The organism is Lelliottia sp. RD5, assembly GCF_056032945.1.
This window is the reverse complement of record NZ_JBVYHQ010000005.1, coordinates 145,182-164,041: the sequence shown is the minus strand read 5'-3', so window position 1 is coordinate 164,041 and position 18,860 is coordinate 145,182. Positions and strand designations below refer to the sequence as shown.

The 18,860-nt window shown below is 53.6% G+C and carries 16 protein-coding genes and 3 tRNA genes; 2 read left to right on the top strand and 17 right to left on the bottom strand.

The features are described from left to right. Positions 1–36: 36 nt before the first annotated feature. The 13 genes from rnr to nnr form a co-directional block, all read right to left on the bottom strand. Positions 37–2,502 carry a ribonuclease R gene (rnr, locus tag AC0LWE_RS16460; RefSeq protein WP_202714495.1) on the bottom strand — a complete coding sequence of 822 codons (2,466 nt, stop codon included), beginning with the start codon at positions 2,500–2,502 and terminating at the stop codon, positions 37–39. Positions 2,503–2,540: 38 nt separating this feature from the next. Next, positions 2,541–2,966, bottom strand: coding sequence for a nitric oxide-sensing transcriptional repressor NsrR (gene nsrR, locus AC0LWE_RS16455; RefSeq protein ID WP_011915622.1), 426 nt, complete (start codon positions 2,964–2,966; stop codon positions 2,541–2,543). Between the two features lie 191 nt (positions 2,967–3,157). After that, positions 3,158–4,456 carry an adenylosuccinate synthase gene (locus AC0LWE_RS16450; RefSeq protein ID WP_219347137.1) on the bottom strand — a complete coding sequence of 433 codons (1,299 nt, stop codon included), beginning with the start codon at positions 4,454–4,456 and terminating at the stop codon, positions 3,158–3,160. Positions 4,457–4,557: 101 nt separating this feature from the next. Next, positions 4,558–4,755 carry a DUF2065 domain-containing protein gene (locus AC0LWE_RS16445; RefSeq protein ID WP_059179932.1) on the bottom strand — a complete coding sequence of 66 codons (198 nt, stop codon included), beginning with the start codon at positions 4,753–4,755 and terminating at the stop codon, positions 4,558–4,560. Between the two features lie 72 nt (positions 4,756–4,827). Then, on the bottom strand, positions 4,828–5,832 hold the full coding sequence (hflC, locus tag AC0LWE_RS16440; protein WP_059179931.1) for a protease modulator HflC: 1,005 nt from the start codon (positions 5,830–5,832) through the stop codon (positions 4,828–4,830). A 2-nt stretch (positions 5,833–5,834) separates the two neighbouring features. Then, entirely contained in the window at positions 5,835–7,100 is a 1,266-nt protein-coding gene (gene hflK, locus AC0LWE_RS16435) for an FtsH protease activity modulator HflK (RefSeq protein ID WP_059179930.1), read from the bottom strand. A 58-nt stretch (positions 7,101–7,158) separates the two neighbouring features. Then, on the bottom strand, positions 7,159–8,439 hold the full coding sequence (gene hflX / locus AC0LWE_RS16430) for a ribosome rescue GTPase HflX (RefSeq protein WP_059179929.1): 1,281 nt from the start codon (positions 8,437–8,439) through the stop codon (positions 7,159–7,161). A gap of 75 nt (positions 8,440–8,514) precedes the next feature. Then, positions 8,515–8,826, bottom strand: coding sequence for an RNA chaperone Hfq (gene hfq, locus AC0LWE_RS16425; protein ID WP_011915616.1), 312 nt, complete (start codon positions 8,824–8,826; stop codon positions 8,515–8,517). An 85-nt stretch (positions 8,827–8,911) separates the two neighbouring features. Continuing rightward, on the bottom strand, positions 8,912–9,862 hold the full coding sequence (miaA, locus tag AC0LWE_RS16420; RefSeq protein WP_059179928.1) for a tRNA (adenosine(37)-N6)-dimethylallyltransferase MiaA: 951 nt from the start codon (positions 9,860–9,862) through the stop codon (positions 8,912–8,914). Further along, positions 9,855–11,696 (bottom strand): DNA mismatch repair endonuclease MutL, encoded by a 1,842-nt coding sequence (mutL, locus tag AC0LWE_RS16415; RefSeq protein WP_219347138.1) that lies wholly within the window; start codon positions 11,694–11,696, stop codon positions 9,855–9,857. The genes miaA and mutL overlap by 8 nt, the downstream gene beginning before the upstream one ends. 9 nt (positions 11,697–11,705) lie before the next feature. Beyond that, the gene (gene amiB, locus AC0LWE_RS16410) at positions 11,706–13,049 is read right to left on the bottom strand and encodes an N-acetylmuramoyl-L-alanine amidase AmiB (protein ID WP_219347139.1); all 1,344 of its coding nucleotides are present in this window, start codon (positions 13,047–13,049) and stop codon (positions 11,706–11,708) included. A 16-nt stretch (positions 13,050–13,065) separates the two neighbouring features. Next, positions 13,066–13,527 carry a tRNA (adenosine(37)-N6)-threonylcarbamoyltransferase complex ATPase subunit type 1 TsaE gene (gene tsaE, locus AC0LWE_RS16405; RefSeq protein WP_202668049.1) on the bottom strand — a complete coding sequence of 154 codons (462 nt, stop codon included), beginning with the start codon at positions 13,525–13,527 and terminating at the stop codon, positions 13,066–13,068. Continuing rightward, positions 13,520–15,046: a bifunctional ADP-dependent NAD(P)H-hydrate dehydratase/NAD(P)H-hydrate epimerase gene (gene nnr, locus AC0LWE_RS16400; RefSeq protein WP_219347140.1), complete on the bottom strand. Its 1,527-nt coding sequence runs from the start codon at positions 15,044–15,046 to the stop codon at positions 13,520–13,522. The genes tsaE and nnr overlap by 8 nt, the downstream gene beginning before the upstream one ends. Here nnr and queG point away from each other — a divergent pair. Further along, complete coding sequence (gene queG / locus AC0LWE_RS16395) at positions 15,045–16,184, top strand: tRNA epoxyqueuosine(34) reductase QueG (protein WP_131486889.1); 1,140 nt, start codon at positions 15,045–15,047, stop codon at positions 16,182–16,184. The genes nnr and queG overlap by 2 nt on opposite strands. A 271-nt stretch (positions 16,185–16,455) precedes the next feature. Here the strand turns inward: queG and AC0LWE_RS16390 are convergent. The 4 genes from AC0LWE_RS16390 to orn all read right to left on the bottom strand — a co-directional run bounded on the left by AC0LWE_RS16390 (position 16,456) and on the right by orn (position 17,605). Further along, a tRNA-Gly gene (locus tag AC0LWE_RS16390) sits at positions 16,456–16,531 on the bottom strand. 86 nt (positions 16,532–16,617) lie between these two features. After that, positions 16,618–16,693, bottom strand: a tRNA-Gly gene (locus AC0LWE_RS16385). A 92-nt stretch (positions 16,694–16,785) separates the two neighbouring features. After that, positions 16,786–16,861: transfer RNA gene (locus AC0LWE_RS16380), tRNA-Gly, on the bottom strand. Positions 16,862–17,059: 198 nt separating this feature from the next. Then, positions 17,060–17,605, bottom strand: coding sequence for an oligoribonuclease (orn, locus tag AC0LWE_RS16375; RefSeq protein ID WP_174342720.1), 546 nt, complete (start codon positions 17,603–17,605; stop codon positions 17,060–17,062). Positions 17,606–17,712: 107 nt separating this feature from the next. Here orn and rsgA point away from each other — a divergent pair, with 107 nt between their 5' ends. Beyond that, positions 17,713–18,765 (top strand): small ribosomal subunit biogenesis GTPase RsgA, encoded by a 1,053-nt coding sequence (gene rsgA / locus AC0LWE_RS16370; RefSeq protein ID WP_072241920.1) that lies wholly within the window; start codon positions 17,713–17,715, stop codon positions 18,763–18,765. Positions 18,766–18,860: the final 95 nt, after the last annotated feature.

Genomic DNA, 18,860 nt, shown 5'->3' with positions numbered 1-18,860 from the left:
AGGGGGGAAATGCTTCCATGGAAGTGAGGGTAAAAATTACTCAGCGATTTTTTTCTTCGCTGCGCGTTTTGCTTTGGTGGCAGCAGCTATTTTTTGCGTTTTAGCTGACGGTTTTTTCGCGCCTTTCTCCGCTTTCGCTTTTGGAGCTTGCGGAGATTTTGGCTGTTTAGGTGCCGCTTTGCCTTTGTCACCCCGGAAAGCGCTGTCTGGCTCGAAGTTCACCTTTTTGCCAGACTGACGACGTTTGCCGTTGCTCTTACCGCCAGACCCTTTTTTCGCACTTTCACGCGCGGTTTTACCCACATTACGCGGCGCGCGTTCGCTTGAAATCAGGCTGAAATCAATCTTACGTTCGTCCATGTTCACGGCTTCAACGCGCACTTCGACGCGATCGCCCAGACGATACGTTTGACCGCCGGACTCACCGGTCAGGCGCTGTCCTACCTGGTCGTAACGATAGTAATCGTTGTCCAGCGAGGAGACATGCACCAGACCATCAATGAACAGCTCATCGAGACGGACGAAGAAACCAAAACCGGTCACGCTGGCAATCACGCCTTTAAAGACGTTACCCACCTGATCCAGCATAAAGTCACACTTCAGCCAGTCAGCAACATCACGCGTTGCTTCATCGGCGCGACGTTCCGCCATGGAACAGTGCTGACCCAATTGCAGCACCTCTTCCATGGAATAATGGTAGCCGCCGGTTTCGGTGGTGTTGCCCTTATGCCCCTGCTCTTGCGCCACCAAGTATTTAAGGGCGCGGTGCAGCGACAGATCCGGATAACGACGGATCGGTGAAGTAAAGTGCGCGTAAGACTGCAGCGCCAGGCCAAAGTGACCGCGGTTTTCCGGATCGTAAATCGCCTGTTTCATCGAACGCAGCAGCATGGTTTGCAGCATTTCTGCGTCAGGACGATCGGCGATCGCGGTCAAGAGTTCGGCATAATCGCGCGGCTCTGGCTTGCTACCACCCGGCAGCTCAAGACCCAGCTCCGCCAGCACTGAACGGAAAGAGGTGATGGCTTCGGTCGTCGGCTTATCGTGGATACGGAACAACGCAGGCTCTTTGGCTTTCTCAACGAAACGCGCCGCCGAGATGTTAGCTAAAATCATGCACTCTTCGATAAGCTTGTGCGCATCGTTACGCTGGGTCTGCTCGATACGTTCGATACGGCGCTCAGCGTTAAAGATGAATTTGGCTTCTTCACTCTCAAAGGAGATCCCGCCGCGCTCTTCGCGCGCTTGCTCCAGGGTTTTGTAGAGGTTGTGCAGCTCTTCAATGTGTTTGACCAGCGGCGCATACTGCTCGCGCAGTTCCTGATCGCCCTGCAGCATATGCCAGACCTTGGTATAGGTCAGACGGGCATGAGAGCTCATCACCGCTTCATAGAATTTGTAGCCGGTTAAGCGCCCTTTGGTGGAGATGGTCATTTCGCAGACCATACACAGCCTGTCAACCTGCGGGTTCAGAGAACACAGGCCATTGGAGAGCACTTCTGGCAGCATCGGCACGACCTGCGACGGGAAGTACACCGACGTACCGCGACTGCGCGCTTCGGCATCGAGCGGCGTGTTAGGGCGAACATAATAGCTGACGTCAGCAATCGCCACCCACAAACGCCAGCCGCCGCCGCGTTTCTTCTCGCAGAACACGGCGTCATCGAAATCACGCGCGTCTTCGCCATCGATGGTCACCAGCGGCAAATCACGCAAGTCCACGCGGCCGACTTTGGCCTCTTCTGGCACCTGTTCTTTCAGGTCTTTGACCTGCTCTTCCACCGCATGCGGCCAGACGTAAGGGATTTCATGCGTACGCAGCGCCATGTCAACGGCCATGCTGGTACCCATGTTATCGCCCAGCACTTCTACGATTTTACCGATCGCTTTGGTGCGGCGCGTTGGGCGCTGGGTGAGTTCAACCACCACCACAAAGCCCATTCGTGCGCCCATCACCTCTTCCGGTGGGATGAGGATGTCGAAGCTCATACGGCTGTCGTCCGGCACCACAAAGCCCACGCCGGCATCGGTAAAGTAACGACCGACAATCTGGCTGTTTTTTGGCACCAGCACACGCACCACACGCGCTTCGCGACGGCCTTTACGATCGGCCCCCAGCGGCTGAGCCAAAATCTGGTCGCCGTGGATGCACATTTTCATCTGTTCAGAGGAAAGGTACAGATCGTCTTTACGCCCTTCGACGCGCAGGAAGCCGTAACCATCGCGGTGACCGATAACGACGCCTTTCAGCAGGTCGAGACGTTCTGGCAGCGCATAGCACTGGCGGCGGGTAAAGACCAACTGACCGTCACGCTCCATAGCGCGCAGACGGCGGCGAAGGGCTTCAATTTGCTCTTCACCTTCAATATTTAATTCAACGGCAAGTTCTTCACGATTGGCGGGTTTTTCGCGTTTTGTTAAGTGTTCGATGATGAACTCGCGGCTTGGGATAGGATTCGCGTACTTTTCTGCTTCGCGGTCCTGGAAAGGATCATGTGACATAGCGGTTCCTCCGTTGTCAGCTCCGGCGAAAGTTTTCTTCATTCCACCAGCAATAATTTATACAGCGGTTGATTCTCTTCAACCAAATCGGCCAGCGTGTAGTTATCCAGTTCCATAAGGAAACTTTGCACAGCCTTAGAAAGTGCCTGTTTCAGGCGGCATGCGGGGGTGATATGGCAAAAGTCGCTGCTGCAATTCACCAGAGACAGCGGCTCCAGTTCGCGCACCACGTCCCCTACACGAATACTCTGTGCGGGCTTACCGAGACGAATTCCCCCGTTTTTCCCGCGGACGGCAGTCACGTATCCCGCACGGCTAAGTTGATTGATTATTTTGACCATATGATTACGGGACACGCCGTAGACCTCTGTAACTTGAGAGATACTGGTCATCTGCCCTTGTGGCAACGACGCCATGTAAATCAGCGCACGTAAGCCGTAATCGGTGAAACTCGTTAACTGCACATCAACCTCAGGAAAAGGGAAAAACGCGGTGTAACCGCAGAGATATTCAATAATGATGATAAACCAGCCAGATAGTTAACGGCGAATTTATTTAAACGGAAAGGGGTAAAAGCGGAAAGAGAGGACAAAAACCAGATGGAACGGCGTTTATCCGGCCTACGGATCGCTCCGCAGGCCAGGATTCACGAAAATTATGCGTCGAACGGGTCGCGCAGAATCATCGTTTCACTACGGTCAGGGCCGGTAGAAATAATATCAATCGGCACTTCAGTCAGTTCTTCAATACGCTTGATGTAGTCCAGCGCCGCCTGCGGCAGGCCGCTACGCTCTTTCACGCCAAAGGTGGTTTCTGACCAGCCAGGCATGGTTTCGTAGATTGGCTCGATGCCTTCCCAGTCGTCAGCAGCCAGCGGCGTGGTTGTCACTTCGCGGCCATCTGGCATACGGTAACCGATACACAGTTTCACTTCTTTCAGGCCGTCCAGCACGTCCAGCTTGGTCAGGCAGAAGCCAGACAGGGAGTTGATCTGCACTGCGCGACGAATCGCAACGATATCCAGCCAGCCGGTACGACGACGACGACCGGTGGTGGCGCCAAACTCGTTACCCTGCTTGCACAGGAACTCGCCGATGTCATCAAACAGCTCAGTCGGGAATGGACCTGCGCCCACGCGAGTGGAGTAAGCTTTGATGATACCCAGAACGTAATTCACGTAACGCGGACCCAAGCCAGAGCCGGTCGCCACGCCACCCGCGGTGGTGTTAGAGGAGGTCACGTACGGATAGGTACCGTGGTCGATATCCAACAGCGTACCTTGTGCACCTTCGAACATGACGAAATCGCCACGTTTACGCGCCTGGTCCAGCAGATCGGACACATCCACAACCATACCGGTCAGGATATCCGCTACCGCCATGACATCATCCAGCACTTTCTGGTAGTCAACAGCGTCAGCTTTATAGAAATTCACCAGCTGGAAGTTGTGATATTCCATCACTTCTTTCAGTTTGTCAGCGAAGGTGGCTTTGTCGAACAGATCGCCAACGCGCAGACCACGGCGGGCAACTTTATCTTCATAAGCAGGGCCGATACCACGGCCCGTGGTGCCGATAGCTTTTGCGCCGCGCGCTTTTTCACGCGCTACGTCCAGCGCCACGTGATAGTCGAGGATCAGCGGGCAAGCTTCGGAGAGCAGCAGACGCTCACGAACCGGGATACCACGGTCTTCCAGGCCTTTCATCTCTTTCATCAGCGCAGCAGGAGACAGCACAACACCGTTACCGATGATGCTGGTCACATTGTCGCGAAGAATACCTGATGGAATGAGATGGAGGACGGTTTTTTCACCGTTGATTACGAGAGTATGGCCCGCGTTGTGGCCACCCTGATAGCGTACAACATATTTAGCACGTTCAGTCAGAAGATCAACGATCTTCCCTTTACCTTCGTCACCCCATTGGGTGCCCAGTACGACAACGTTGTTACCCATTTTAAAAATCACCGATTGCTTAAAAATGGATTCTACCACCGCTTTTTCAGATATACAGCACTTTTTGCCCGCAATATAAGGCAAATCCGACCACTTTTTGATCAGCCAATCGTTTTCCTCAACATGTAGTAGATAACGATACCGGCAACCACAAGACCTCCTCCAAAACGACGCAAAATAGTATCCGGCAGTTGGCTCATGGTGGCGATCATGCGTCGCCAGGCACGCGGATAAAGCATCGGTCCAAGGCCTTCCAGCACTAAAACTAACGCCAGTGCCAACAGGATGGTTGAATTCATTGCGGATCCTTATAAAAGAAAACCACCGCCTCGGAAGAGAGCGGTGGTTTGATCACTCAAACGGATTTGAGTTTATCGCGTGGCGTTGCCTGGCGTCTTCATATAACGGAAGAAATCGCTATCCGGGCTGAGCACCATCACATCCTGATTGCTCTGGAAGCTGTTTTCATACGCACGCAGGCTACGGATAAAGGCATAGAAATCCGGATCCTGACTGAATGCATCAGCAAACAGTTTCGCAGCTTCTGCATCGCCTTCACCGCGCAAGATGCGGCCCTGACGTTCAGATTCTGCCAGCGTTTTCGTCACTTCATAATCGGCTGTTGCGCGCAGCTTTTCAGCTTCTTCCTGACCTTGTGAACGGTGGCGACGTGCGACCGCTTCACGCTCAGCGCGCATACGGTTGTAGATCGCTTCGGACACTTCGGTAGGCAGGTTGATCTGCTTGATCCGCACGTCGACAACTTCGATACCCAACGCCGCCATACTGTTCGGGTTGATTACCGGCGCTTTGCCGTTGGTCTCGGTCTGAACACGTTCAGCCGCTTTCGCAATTGCATCATCTGCTGCTGGCGTTGCGACTTCGTCTTCTGTACCCGCAGAACCGGAGTTCAGCGCATCACGGACTTCAATCGTCAGACGACCACGGGAATCGGTTACGATGTCTTTTACATCCAGACGACCAATTTCAGAACGCAGACGGTCAGAGAACTTACGTTTCAGCAGCACTTCTGCCTGAGAGACGTCACCGCCGCCCGTTGCCAGATAGTAGCGGCTAAAATCGCTGATACGCCATTTGATATAAGAATCGACGATCAGGTCTTTTTTCTCTTTGGTCACGAAACGATCGGCCTGGTTATCCATGGTCTGGATACGGGCGTCGAGCATTTTCACTGATTCGATCATCGGGAGCTTGAAGTGCAGACCCGGCTCGAAAACCAGCGGTTTGTTTTCATCGTCACGCAGAACTTTGCCGAAGCGCATGGTGATACCGCGTTCGCCCTCTTTCACTACAAAGATTGAGGCATAAAGCACTACCAGCACGATGATAATAATCGCAATAACTGACTTACGCATCGTTATTCCCCCTGACGCTGGCTGTCGTTACGCTGCGCATTAGCGCGACGTTGGTCCATGATGTCACCATCGGTTGAAGACGACGTGTTTTTGGCGTTGGAGTTGCTCCCGGACGCAGGAGGCAGGCGCAGCAGATTGTTGGCTCCGCTATTATCCTGTTTTGCGCCGGACGCATTACCGCCTTTCAGCATCTGGTCCAGCGGCAGAACCATCAGGTTGCCACCTTTGCTGTCATTCACCAGCACTTTACGGGTATGGCTCAGCACTTTCTCCATGGTCTCGATATACAGACGTTCACGGGTAATTTCCGGAGCGGCTTTATATTCAGGCAGGAGCTTAGCAAAGCGGGCAACTTCACCCTGCGCTTCTAGCACGGTCTGAGTCTTATACGCACGCGCCTCTTCGAGGATACGCTGCGCCTGACCGTTAGCACGTGGCTGAACTTCGTTGGTGTAGGCTTCTGCTTCACGGATATACTGCTGCTCATTTTCACGTGCGGAAATCGCATCATCAAACGCAGCTTTCACCTCTTCCGGCGGACGAGCAGCCTGGAAGTTGACGTCCAGCAGGGTGATACCCATGTTGTATGGACGAATGGTCTCTTCCAGCTCGCGCTGGGTATCGCTACGAATAACGGTACGACCTTCAGTCAAAATACGGTCCATGGTGTATTTACCGATCACACCACGAAGCGCACTGTCCGTCGCCTGACGCAGGCTATCGTCCGCGCTGGTCACACTAAACAGATAATGCTGTGGATCGGTTACGCGGTACTGGACGTTCATCTCGACGCGAACCACGTTCTCGTCAGAGGTCAGCATCACGCCGGACGCCGCCAGTTCACGAACCGATTCTACGTTGACCGCAGTCACGTTATCGACAAACGTTGGCTTCCAGTTCAGACCCGGTTCAACCAGATGGCTAAACTTGCCGAAGCGAGTGACGACACCGCGCTCCGCTTCTTTAATGGTGTAGAAACCGCTGGCGGCCCAAATGATCACCACGGCAGCGGCAACAATGCTCACTACGCGGCCACCAATATGCGGGCGCGGCCCCTGCGGGGCATTTCCGCCGGAACCCGAACCGGACCCTTTTCCACCAAAACCGCCAAGCTTTTTGCTTAGCTTGCGGAAGATATCGTCCAGATCAGGAGGCCCCTGCTCGCGACCACCTTTGTTGCCATTTCCCCCAGAGTTGCCGCCTTGATTATTGCTGCTTCCCCACGGGTCGCGGTCTTGTCCGTTATTACCGGGCTGATTCCACGCCATGTATATGCTCCATATTTGTTATGCAAGGGCGAATATCTTCAGGACTACCCTAATCTGATCAGACTACGTAGTCGATCAACGTAGGTTCTTGTTTACAGAGGCGACGCCAGTCAACGATTGGCATACGCACCTGCATCCCCACGCTGCCGTCATCCTCCATCCACTCTTTTTCTATCGCCTGAAGTTGATAAAACCGGCTGCGCAGCTTGCCTTCCTGTGGTGGCAGACGCAGCGTGTGCTGAGCAACCTCACCGGAAAGACGTTCTGTTAAAGCCTGGAAAAGCAGTGGCACGCCAATCCCGGTCTGCGCAGACAGCCAGACCCGAATCGGTTTGTTCTCATCATCTCTGTCGATACGCGGCTCAAAGTCTTCGAGCATATCGATTTTATTCATCACCAACAGCGTTGGGATCTCATCCGCTTCGATCTCTTCGAGTACGGTATTCACCGCATCAATATTTTCCTGCACGCGGAAATCGGCGGCGTCGATAATATGCAGCAGCAGGGTCGCCTGACGCGTCTCCTGCAAGGTCGCTTTAAACGCAGCCACCAAATCGTGGGGTAAATGACGAATAAACCCTACGGTATCCGCCAGCACGGTTTCGCCAACGTCCGCTACATCGATACGGCGAAGCGTAGGATCGAGCGTCGCAAACAGCTGGTCTGCGGCGTAGACTTCAGCATTCGTAATCTGGTTAAACAGGGTGGATTTACCGGCATTGGTATACCCCACCAGCGACACCGTTGGGATGTCAGCTTTGGTTCGCGAACGACGTCCTTGCTCACGCTGTTTCTCGACTCTTGCCAGTCGCGAGAGGATCTGGGTAATACGGCCACGCAGTAATCGACGGTCAGTTTCGAGCTGGGTTTCACCCGGGCCGCGCAAACCAATACCGCCTTTTTGTCTTTCAAGGTGGGTCCAGCCCCGCACAAGGCGCGTTGCCAGATGACGCAATTGCGCCAGCTCAACCTGCAATTTCCCCTCGTGGGTACGTGCACGCTGAGCAAAAATATCTAATATCAGGCCGGTACGGTCGATAACACGACATTCGCACAGACTTTCCAGGTTACGCTCTTGAGCCGGAGACAACGCATGATCAAACAGCACGACTGACGCGCCGGTTGCTTTTACGGCTTCCGCAATTTCGATTGCTTTACCTTCGCCTACAAAAAACTTCGGGTGCGGTGCTTTACGACTACCGGTAATCACCTGCATTGCTTCGACGCCAGCGGAAGAGACCAGAGCTTCAAACTCCTCGAGATCTTCTTTATCTTTGTCTTGCGTAAAATAGATGTGTACCAGCACCGCATGCTCACCGGCATCATAACGGTCAAACAAGCGTATTATCCTCAATATAAATCAGCGGGGAACGCAGAAGACCTGGCTCCCCGTGTGGAAAAACAGCCCGCAACCTTATTCGGTTTCGTCGCTGTCTTGCGCAGGAGCAGAAGAACCCTGCGCGTTGCTGCCATGATGGAAGTTACTACCGGTGCCGCCGCCAGCGTTGTTGCTGTGATGAGAAACTGGACGGGACGGAACAACAGTAGAGATAGCGTGCTTATAAACCATCTGGCTGACCGTGTTTTTCAACAGGATCACGAACTGATCGAAAGATTCAATCTGACCTTGCAGCTTAATACCATTCACCAAATAAATAGAAACTGGAACACGTTCACGACGCAGTGCGTTCAAGAACGGATCTTGTAAAGATTGCCCCTTAGCCATTCTCTCTTTTCCTTATATGTTTGTTTTGTACTTAGAACCTTGCGATTCTGAAAAATTGCGCACGGTACGACTTAATTGTACACACTCAGTCTGCGATAGCACCCACTACCTGTAAAACTTCGTTGTATGACTGTTCAGGTTTTTCGCTGTCTAACCAGTGAATCCCCTCCCAACCACGCAACCAGGTAATCTGCCGCTTCGCCAACTGTCTGGTGGCGCAAACACCTCGGTAAACCATTTCATCGTATGAGATCTCACCTTCAATGTATGACCACATCTGGCGATATCCGACACAACGAATGGAAGGCATGTCCGTATGCAAATCTCCGCGAGCAAATAACGCCCGCACTTCTGCTTCAAAACCTGAAGCTAACATCTGATGAAAACGCTGCTCAATTCGCTGATGGAGCAGTTCACGGCTCGCCGGGGCGATGGCGAACTGATGCACCTGATACGGCAGAGCCTCGCCTGACGTTTGCGTCAGTTCCGTTAAAGTTTTACCCGAAATGAAAAAAACTTCCAGTGCTCGGGAAAGCCTTTGCGGATCATTTGGATGAATCCGTGCTGCGGCAACCGGATCAACCTCTTCCAGTTGCTTATGCAACGCGCCCCATCCCTGCTCTGCCGCCTGCTGCTCAATCTTGGCTCTTACCTCAGGATCCGCTGATGGCAAAGGTGATAACCCCTCCAACAGCGCCTTAAAGTAAAGCATGGTACCGCCAACCAACAACGGTATCCGTCCCGCCGCGGTTATCTCGGCCATCTCAGCGAGCGCATCGCGACGGAAATCCGCTGCGGAATACGCCTGCGCCGGGTCGAGAATATCCAGCAACCGGTGCGGTGCCGCATGCAGTTCTTCTGCATTTGGCTTCGCCGTGCCGACATCCATCCCTTGATAAATAAGGGCGGAATCGACGCTAATCAACTCTACTGGCAAAACTTTACGTAGCTCAATGGCTAACGCCGTTTTACCGGAGGCCGTAGGCCCCATCAAAAAAATCGCCTTAGGCAGGCTCGCCTTACTCACATCACTCATCTTTCAGGGCTTTCATCGCCGAATGCAAATCAACACGTTGTAATAAACCACCCGGCGGAGCTTTGACCAGTTGTGGACAAAGACGTTCAACTTCCGCCAATACGGTAATGGCCTGAGCCATACTCCACAGAGGATGGTCACTCGCTAAATGGCGGGCGATCCACTGCGCGGTATTGGCAGCATCAAAGGTTGTTTGCTGCGCCAGGTAGCCTATCAGTTCAGGAATCAAGTTTTGTAAATTTTGTTGGCGTAAGGGTAAAGGCACCGCGCGAATGGTCACATGATGTGCTTCTACAACAAATTCAATGCCCATTTCCACCAACACCGCTTTCGCACGCTGTAAAACCGCCACTTCTTCTGCCGACACTTTAAGCCGGACGGGAATCAACAGCGGCTGTGCGCACGCTGCGTTTGCTCCCGGCGTCAGCTGCACTTGTTTCAGCCAGCGCTCCGCGACGGGTAACGCCAGCAACGCAAGGTGGCTATCGCGTTCAAGTAAAGCCATGTCCGGCGCAATAATGGTCAGCACGCGGCCAAAACTCTGGCTGTGCCCATCGAGTGCCGGAGCCGACTGCGCAACATTCTCTTTACGTTCAACTGCGGGAGTATCCAGCAATTTGCTGTAAAGCGCACCCTGCTGTTTCTGATAAACCGGTGCATGGGGATAATTCGCCCCGGTGGGACGCGGCGCACTTGCGCCCGATGAATAGCGCGGCGCTTCAGGCTGTCGCGCAACCGCAGGCTCAGCAAACTGGTTGCGTCCCGCTGCAATACGGTTTTCCGGGATCGGCCGTGGGCTGACAACCTCTTCAGTCAGCGGTAGCGACGGTTCAGCCTGCTGCTGCAAAACGCTCAGCACGCCCTGATAAATAAAATCGTGAACCAGTCGCGACTGATGAAAACGCACTTCATGCTTGGCCGGATGCACGTTGACATCAACCTGATGCGGATCGATTTCAAGATAAAGCACAAATGCGGGCTGCTGATCGGCACCCAGTTTGTCTTCACAGGCCTGGCGAATGGCGTGATTTATCAGGCGATCGCGCATCATGCGGCCATTCACATAACAATACTGAATCTCAGCCAGCGTCGCGTTCACCGTTTTAGGATCGGCAACCCAGCCGCGCATCGCTAAATCGCCATGCTGCCACTCAATCGCCAGCGCCTGTTCAAGAAAAGCCGTACCGCAGATCGCGCCCAGACGGCGCTCTTTCTGCCCGCCCTCCGCTACCGCGCGATACTGGCGCATCACCTTACCGTTATGGCTGAGGTTAATCGTAACGTCAAAACGGGCCAGCGCGATGCGGCGAATAATCTCGTCGATGTGGTTGAATTCGGTTTTTTCGGTGCGCATGAATTTGCGGCGCGCGGGGGTGTTGTAAAACAGATCCAACACCTCCAGCGTCGTGCCCACCGGGTGGGCAGCGGGTTTGACCGTCACGTCCATGTCACGCCCTTCGGCGTAAGCCTGCCAGGCTTCCTGCTGTTCAGCCGTGCGGGAAGTGAGCGTCAGGCGGGATACGGAGCTGATACTGGCCAGCGCCTCGCCGCGAAAACCGAGGCTAATAATGGCTTCCAGATCGTCAAGTGAGGCAATTTTACTGGTGGCATGACGTGCCAGCGCCAGCGCCAGTTCGTCTTTTTTGATGCCGCAGCCGTTGTCACGAATGCGGATAAGCTTTGCGCCGCCGCGTTCGATGTCGATATCGATGCGGGTCGCGCCCGCATCAAGACTGTTTTCGACGAGTTCCTTCACAACCGATGCAGGACGCTCCACCACCTCACCGGCGGCGATTTGGTTCGCAAGCTGCGGCGGCAGAACCTGAATCGGCATGACTTCTCCTTAGTGGGTCGCGCTCATCTCACCGGGGAGGGCTGCACTGGCAGTTTGTCCCCCGCCCCCTTGCGGCGCTGACTGTAACGGATGTGACGCAAAGTAATTGCGCAGACCGTTGTAAATAGCATCGGCGATTTCCTGCTGGTAACTGTCGCTCGCCAGCAGGCGCTCTTCGCCGTTATTACTGATAAAACCGGTTTCGACCAGAATCGACGGGATATCCGGCGAACGCAACACGCCAAGGCTGGCATGCTCTGGACGGCGTTTGTGGATTGCGCCCACACGCTGCAACTGGCTTATCACATTAGTGGCCACATCATACCCGACGCGCTGGGAATGACCGAATTGTAAATCCAGCACCGCCTGGCTGAGATACGGGTCGGACTGACTGTTTGCCAGCACATCACCTGCGCCACCCAACAGTTCAGACTGTTTCTCATGCTCTTCCAGCCAGTTCGCCATCTCGCTGTTGGCGCGGCGATTCGACAACACCCAAACGGACGCGCCGGTCGCGCTGCGATTTGGCGCAGCATCCGCATGAATTGACACCAGGAAGTTAGCGTTTTGCTTGCGTGCAACGTCAGAACGCCCCATGACGGAGATAAAGTAATCGCCATCGCGGGTCATTACGCCTTTAAACATCGGGTCATCATTCAAGAGTTCACGCAGTTTGCGCGCAATCGCGATCGTGACATTTTTCTCACGCATCCCACTTGGGCCAATTGCGCCAGGATCTTGCCCGCCGTGCCCCGCATCAATGGCGATAATCACTTTCTCACCGTTGGTATTCGTGGCAGGACGAGCGCGAGCCGCAGGGCGCGTGACCGTATTGCTGCTGGTGACGCTGGTTATGCGATCGTTTTCCGCTTTAAACGGATTACGCGCAGGTTCAGACGGACGCGGTGCAACAATCGGCGCTTCAACGCGTTTCGCCACGACAGGCGGTGGCGGTGGAGGCGGCGGAACATCAGCATTGATCGTAAAGACCACGGTATAATTCGCACCGTTTTGCTGCTTCACGGCGCGGGTTTTACCGTTTTGGGTAAGATCGACCACCAGCCGTAAAGACTGAGCATCTTTTGCCATGCCGGAACGAATACTTTTGACCAGGTTATTACCGCTAAATTGCAGCGGCAGGCCTTGAATCACGCCAGTTTGTTTAATATCCAGCGCAACGCTGCGCTTATCAACCTGTGAAAACGCATAATCCGGATCGCCCATAAAACTGAAGGTGATCCGCGCCTGCGAATCACCGTTGGAGACCTGAATATCCGATAAACTTGCGGCTCCGGCCTGCGCGCACAGCAGAACCGTTGCAGCTAACAACCAACCTTTAACGCGATTAATCATCCCGTTATCCCTGAGTTCAGCCAGCTAAACGCGCCAGCAAGGAATTACCTGATGAGGAAACTGCACTGATGCGTGCCTCACGCCCTTGAGCCTGGTAATCTAAGTGAATTTCGACATCCGGGTCAGGCAACACACCCGCACCTTGTTGCGGCCACTCCACCAGGCAAATGGCATCGTTGGCAAAATAGTCACGGATCCCCATAAATTCCAGCTCCTCAGGGTCCGCAAGACGGTAAAGATCGAAGTGGTACACCATCAGATTGTCGAGAGTATAGGGTTCAACGAGCGTGTAAGTCGGGCTTTTCACGTTCCCTTTATGGCCAAGAGCCTGCAAAAAGCCCCGGCTAAACGTTGTTTTACCCGCCCCCAAATCACCGTACAAATAAATGACGGTCGCGCCCTCACAGGCCTGCGCCATGCGCTTGCCAAGATCCAAAGTTGCCTGCTCGTCGGGTAAAGCCATCACTCGATTAGTCATTTTCTACGTCAATCACATCTGGGTTAACAACACGCCGCAGCGTGTCAAAAAGATCGGTGGCCAGCATACCGCGCGTTCCGTAGCGAACAGCCAGCTTATCTGCTGCCTCCCCGTGGACCACGCAGCCTACGCTGGCTGCTTCATAAGAATTAAATTGTTGTCCCAGCAATGCGCCGATAATACCGGAGAGCACATCGCCCATTCCGCCACTCGCCATTCCCGCATTGCCCGCGTCAATAATGCTGAGCGCGCCGGACTCACAGGCCACAATCGTGCCCGCCCCTTTTAAAACTGCAACACCTCCGTAACGTTTTACCAGACGCTGCGCAGAAAGTAAGCGATCGTTTTCAATTTCTGCGACGCTGCAGCTAAGCAGCCGCGCGGCTTCGCCGGGGTGTGGCGTCAGGATGCGATTGTGACGTTTATCAGGATTGATTGCCAGAAGGTTAAGCGCGTCGGCATCCCACAGCATCGGTTTACGACAATTCTCGACCTTTTGTAGCGCTTTCTTGCCCCACGCTTGTTGTCCCAATCCAGGGCCAATGACCACCACATCGGCCCACTCCAGGCTCGCATCAAGAGATTCTGGCGTCAGTTCATGAGCCATCAGTTCAGGGCGAGCGGTAATAATGGGAGGGATATTTTCGATGCGCGTTAGCACTCGGACCAGGCCGGCTCCCGCACGCAGCGCGGCCTCTCCGGTCATACGAATCGCACCCGCAGTGCCGTGATCGCCGCCAATAATCACCAGCTTGCCGTGATCGCCCTTGTTCGACGTAGGACGGCGCGGCGGTAGCCACGCCTCAAGCTGATTCGCATCCAGGCGTGAGATGGGCGGTTCTTGTCCGGCAAGCCAGCTTTCAAGCCCCAGCGCATGGTGATGAAGTTTTCCCACCACATCGCGGGCTTTGCCGGTCAGTAATCCAGGCTTGAGCGCAATAAACGTAACGGTAAGCTTTGCGTTAATGACTGCACCCGGCGTGGCACCCGTCTGGGCAATCAGACCCGACGGAATATCCAGCGCAATGACAGGAGCCGGATGCGCATTCGCTTTATCGATGAGCGTTGCGATTGTTTCGCGTGGAGCCTGCCTGAGCCCCGTCCCCAGTAACCCATCAACAATCAGATCAATCCCTTCTGGCCAGATGATATCGGCAGCATGAATCTCCCCACCCGCATTCAGCCACGCCTCACGAGCTTCGCTCGCCTCTTCCGGCAGCGGTTTTTCACTTTCGATGGCCAGCAGCGTGACGCGCAGACCAGCGGCAACGGCCAGACGCGCGACCACATAACCATCGCCGCCGTTGTTGCCGTGCCCGCACAGAATCAGCCAATGTTGTGCCCCGGGACACGTCTCTCGCGCCACGGAAAACGCCGCCTCGCCGGCACGGAGCATCAGTTCATACAGCGTGATACCCAGGCTGTCTGCGGCCTCTTTTTCAGCGCGACGGAGGTCATCCGCAGGCCAAATGGAATGTGGTATACTGATGGGGATTTTCTTCATTGTATGGTCCGTCATGTCACAGCCCCTCGATCTCAATCAGTTAGCGCAAAACATTAAACAGTGGGGCGCTGAGCTTGGCTTCCAGAAAGTCGGTATCACCGATACCGATCTTTCCGCGAGCGAGCCAAAACTGCAGGCCTGGCTGGACAAACAATACCACGGCGAAATGGAGTGGATGGCGCGCCACGGTATGATGCGCGCGCGCCCTCATGAACTATTGCCGGGAACCTTGCGCGTCATCAGCGTTCGCATGAACTATCTTCCCGCCAACGCGGCGTTTGCCCGCACGCTAAAAGATCCGTCGCTGGGTTACGTCAGCCGTTACGCCCTGGGGCGTGACTACCACAAACTTCTGCGTAACCGACTCAAAAAACTCGGGGAGACCATCCAGGAGCATTGTGGCTCGCTGAATTTTAGACCCTTTGTCGACTCTGCGCCTATTCTTGAGCGCCCAATCGCCGAAAAAGCAGGCCTGGGATGGACAGGTAAGCACTCACTTATTCTCAGCCGTGATGCGGGTTCATTCTTTTTTCTCGGCGAATTGCTGATTGATTTACCGCTGCCCGTTGATGGCCCGGTTGAAGAAGGTTGCGGGCGTTGCGTGGCCTGCATGACGATTTGCCCGACGGGTGCGATTGTTGAGCCTTACACCGTTGATGCACGTCGCTGCATCTCGTATCTCACTATCGAACTGGAAGGCGCAATTCCGGAAGCGTTTCGACCTCTTATCGGTAACCGAATTTACGGCTGCGATGATTGCCAGCTGATTTGCCCGTGGAATCGCTACTCGCAGCTGACTGATGAAGACGATTTCAGCCCACGAAAAGCCCTGCACGCGCCAAAGCTCATCGAGTTATTCGCCTGGGACGAAGCTTATTTCCTGCGGATAACGGAAGGGTCTGCGATTCGACGCATTGGTCATCTGCGCTGGCTGCGAAATATTGCCGTTGCATTAGGAAACGCCTCCTGGGATGAAGCGAATATTACGGCGCTGGAAAGTCGCAGAGGTGAGCACCCACTTCTCGATGAGCACATAGAATGGGCTATTGCGCAGCAAATCGAGAAGCGAAATGCCTGCGTGGTCGAGGTGCAATTACCGAAGAAACAGCGACTGGTCAGAGTGATCGAAAAAGGGCTTATCCGCGACGCCTGATATATTCACAGCCTGTGAATAAAATTACCAAGCCAGATACCATCAGGCTTTGCAAACAGGTCAAGTGATCTGGATAACATTTTGAAATGAAATTTTATTGATATTATTCATGCAGTTAAAAAATAACCCTTCACCCTGCGAAGCGTTTGGTCGTTTCGCTAAAGCGCTATTAACTGTGGATAACTCTGTTTACAAGAATATTTCAAATACAATAGAAAATGCCCCCAACGAAGGAATTCGCTGTGGATAATCTGGAGACTGGAGAAAAATTTGGAGCGGGAAACGAGACTCGAACTCGCGACCCCGACCTTGGCAAGGTCGTGCTCTACCAACTGAGCTATTCCCGCTTAATCTATGTCTTTTAAGCTGCCGTATGATAGCGACTCAAAATTCTTTGATTGGTTGGTACGTGCTTAAAAGCACTTTCAAATTTTGGAGCGGGAAACGAGACTCGAACTCGCGACCCCGACCTTGGCAAGGTCGTGCTCTACCAACTGAGCTATTCCCGCATAATCTATGTCTTTTAAGCTGCCGTATGATAGCGACTCAAAATTCTTCGATTGGTTGGTTGGTACGTGCTTAAAAAGCACTTTTCAAATTTTGGAGCGGGAAACGAGACTCGAACTCGCGACCCCGACCTTGGCAAGGTCGTGCTCTACCAACTGAGCTATTCCCGCAAATTTGCTACTGCTTTTGCTGCTGTCGTAACGCGTAATTCTCTGTCGTTACGGGAGGCGCATTATACGAGAAATCCTTTTAGCTGCAACCCCCCTGAAAGCGATTTTTTTAAAATCACGTTCAAGTGATTAATTAATCGGCAAGCTGGACAATTTAACGGCAAATACCCGGCCGCGCAAGCGTACCGGGCATAAAAATCAAAGCTTAATGAAATTCTCGCGGTAAAACGCCAGTTCGGCCACTGACTCGCGAATGTCGTCCATCGCCTGATGCGTTCCTTGCTTCTTAAAGCCGTCTAAAATTTCCGGCTTCCAGCGACGCGCCAACTCTTTCAACGTGCTCACGTCCAGATAACGGTAGTGGAAATACGCTTCCAGTTCCGGCATGTACTTAAACAGGAAGCGGCGGTCTTGCCCAATGCTGTTACCGCAAATCGGCGATTTGCCCGCTGGAATCCACTGTTTCAGGAACTCAATCGTTGCCAGCTCCGCTTCGCGATCGCCTTGGGTGCTGGCTTTCACTCGCTCCACTAGCCCGCTGCCAGTATGAGTCCGCACGTTCCAGTCATCCATCAGCGCCAGCTGCTCATCGGACTGATGCACCGCAATCGTCGGGCCTTCAGCCAGAATATTCAGGTTGGCATCGGTCACCAGCGTCGCGATCTCAATGATGCGATCGCGCTCGGGATCAAGGCCGGTCATTTCCAGATCGATCCAAATCAGGTTGTTTTCATCTGCGCTCATGTTATTTTCCACCCTTCTCGCATAACCGGCTGTAGCTGGTTAACTAGTATTAATTAGTGTGTATCATAGAGGTTTTGCCCGTTATGGGCGACCAGGAGCCAGCACGATTGAGTAAAAATAAACTCTCCAAAGGGCAACAGCGCCGCGTAAATGCCAACCATGAACGCCGTCTTAAAACCACTTCGGAGAAACCCGATTACGACGACAATCTGTTTGGCGAGCCCACTGAAGGCATGGTCATAAGCCGTTTCGGCATGCATGCTGACGTAGAAGCCGCCGACGGTGGCGTTCACCGCTGCAACATCCGCCGCACCATCCGATCGCTGGTGACCGGCGACCGCGTCGTTTGGCGACCGGGAAAAGCAGCCGCTGAGGGCGTCCGAGTAAAAGGGATCGTCGAAGCGGTTCATGAGCGCACATCGGTGCTCAATCGTCCTGATTTTTACGACGGCGTTAAACCTATCGCCGCCAACATCAATCAAATCGTGATTGTTTCGGCGATTTTACCCGAACTTTCACTCAATATTATCGACCGCTATCTTGTTGCCTGCGAAACGCTTGAAGTCGAGCCATTGATCGTTCTTAACAAAATCGATCTGCTCGACGACGAAGGCATGCGTTTTGTGAATGAGCAGATGGATATATACCGGAAGATTGGCTATCGCGTGCTGATGGTGTCGAGCCATAAGAAAGATGGCCTGAAGCCGCTTGAAGAAGCGCTGACAGATCGTATCAGCATTTTTGCGGGCCAGTCTGGCGTGGGTAAATCCAGCCTGCTGAACAACCTGCTGGGGTTACAGGAAGAGATCCTCACTAACGATGTTTCGGACAACTCGGGTCTGGGCCAGCACACCACCACGGCTTCTCGCCTGTATCATTTCCCGCACGGCGGCGATGTGATCGACTCCCCCGGCGTACGTGAGTTTGGTCTGTGGCATCTTGAACCGGAACAAATCTTCAACGGATTTGTCGAATTCCATGAATATTTAGGCGCTTGCAAATACCGCGACTGCAAACACGACAATGACCCTGGCTGCGCCATTCGTCAGGCAGTTGAAGACGGCAAAATTGCGGAGACACGCTTTTACAACTATCACCACATTCTCGAAAGCATGGATCAGGTAAAAACACGTAAAAACTTTTCTGATTCTGATAACTGACAACTAAGCTAAGCGTCGCTAAAATCGTCCCCTTTTTTCAGGTTCCGGCTGCGTTAAGCCGGATCAGGAACGACAAAACAATGGCCTGGAGGCTA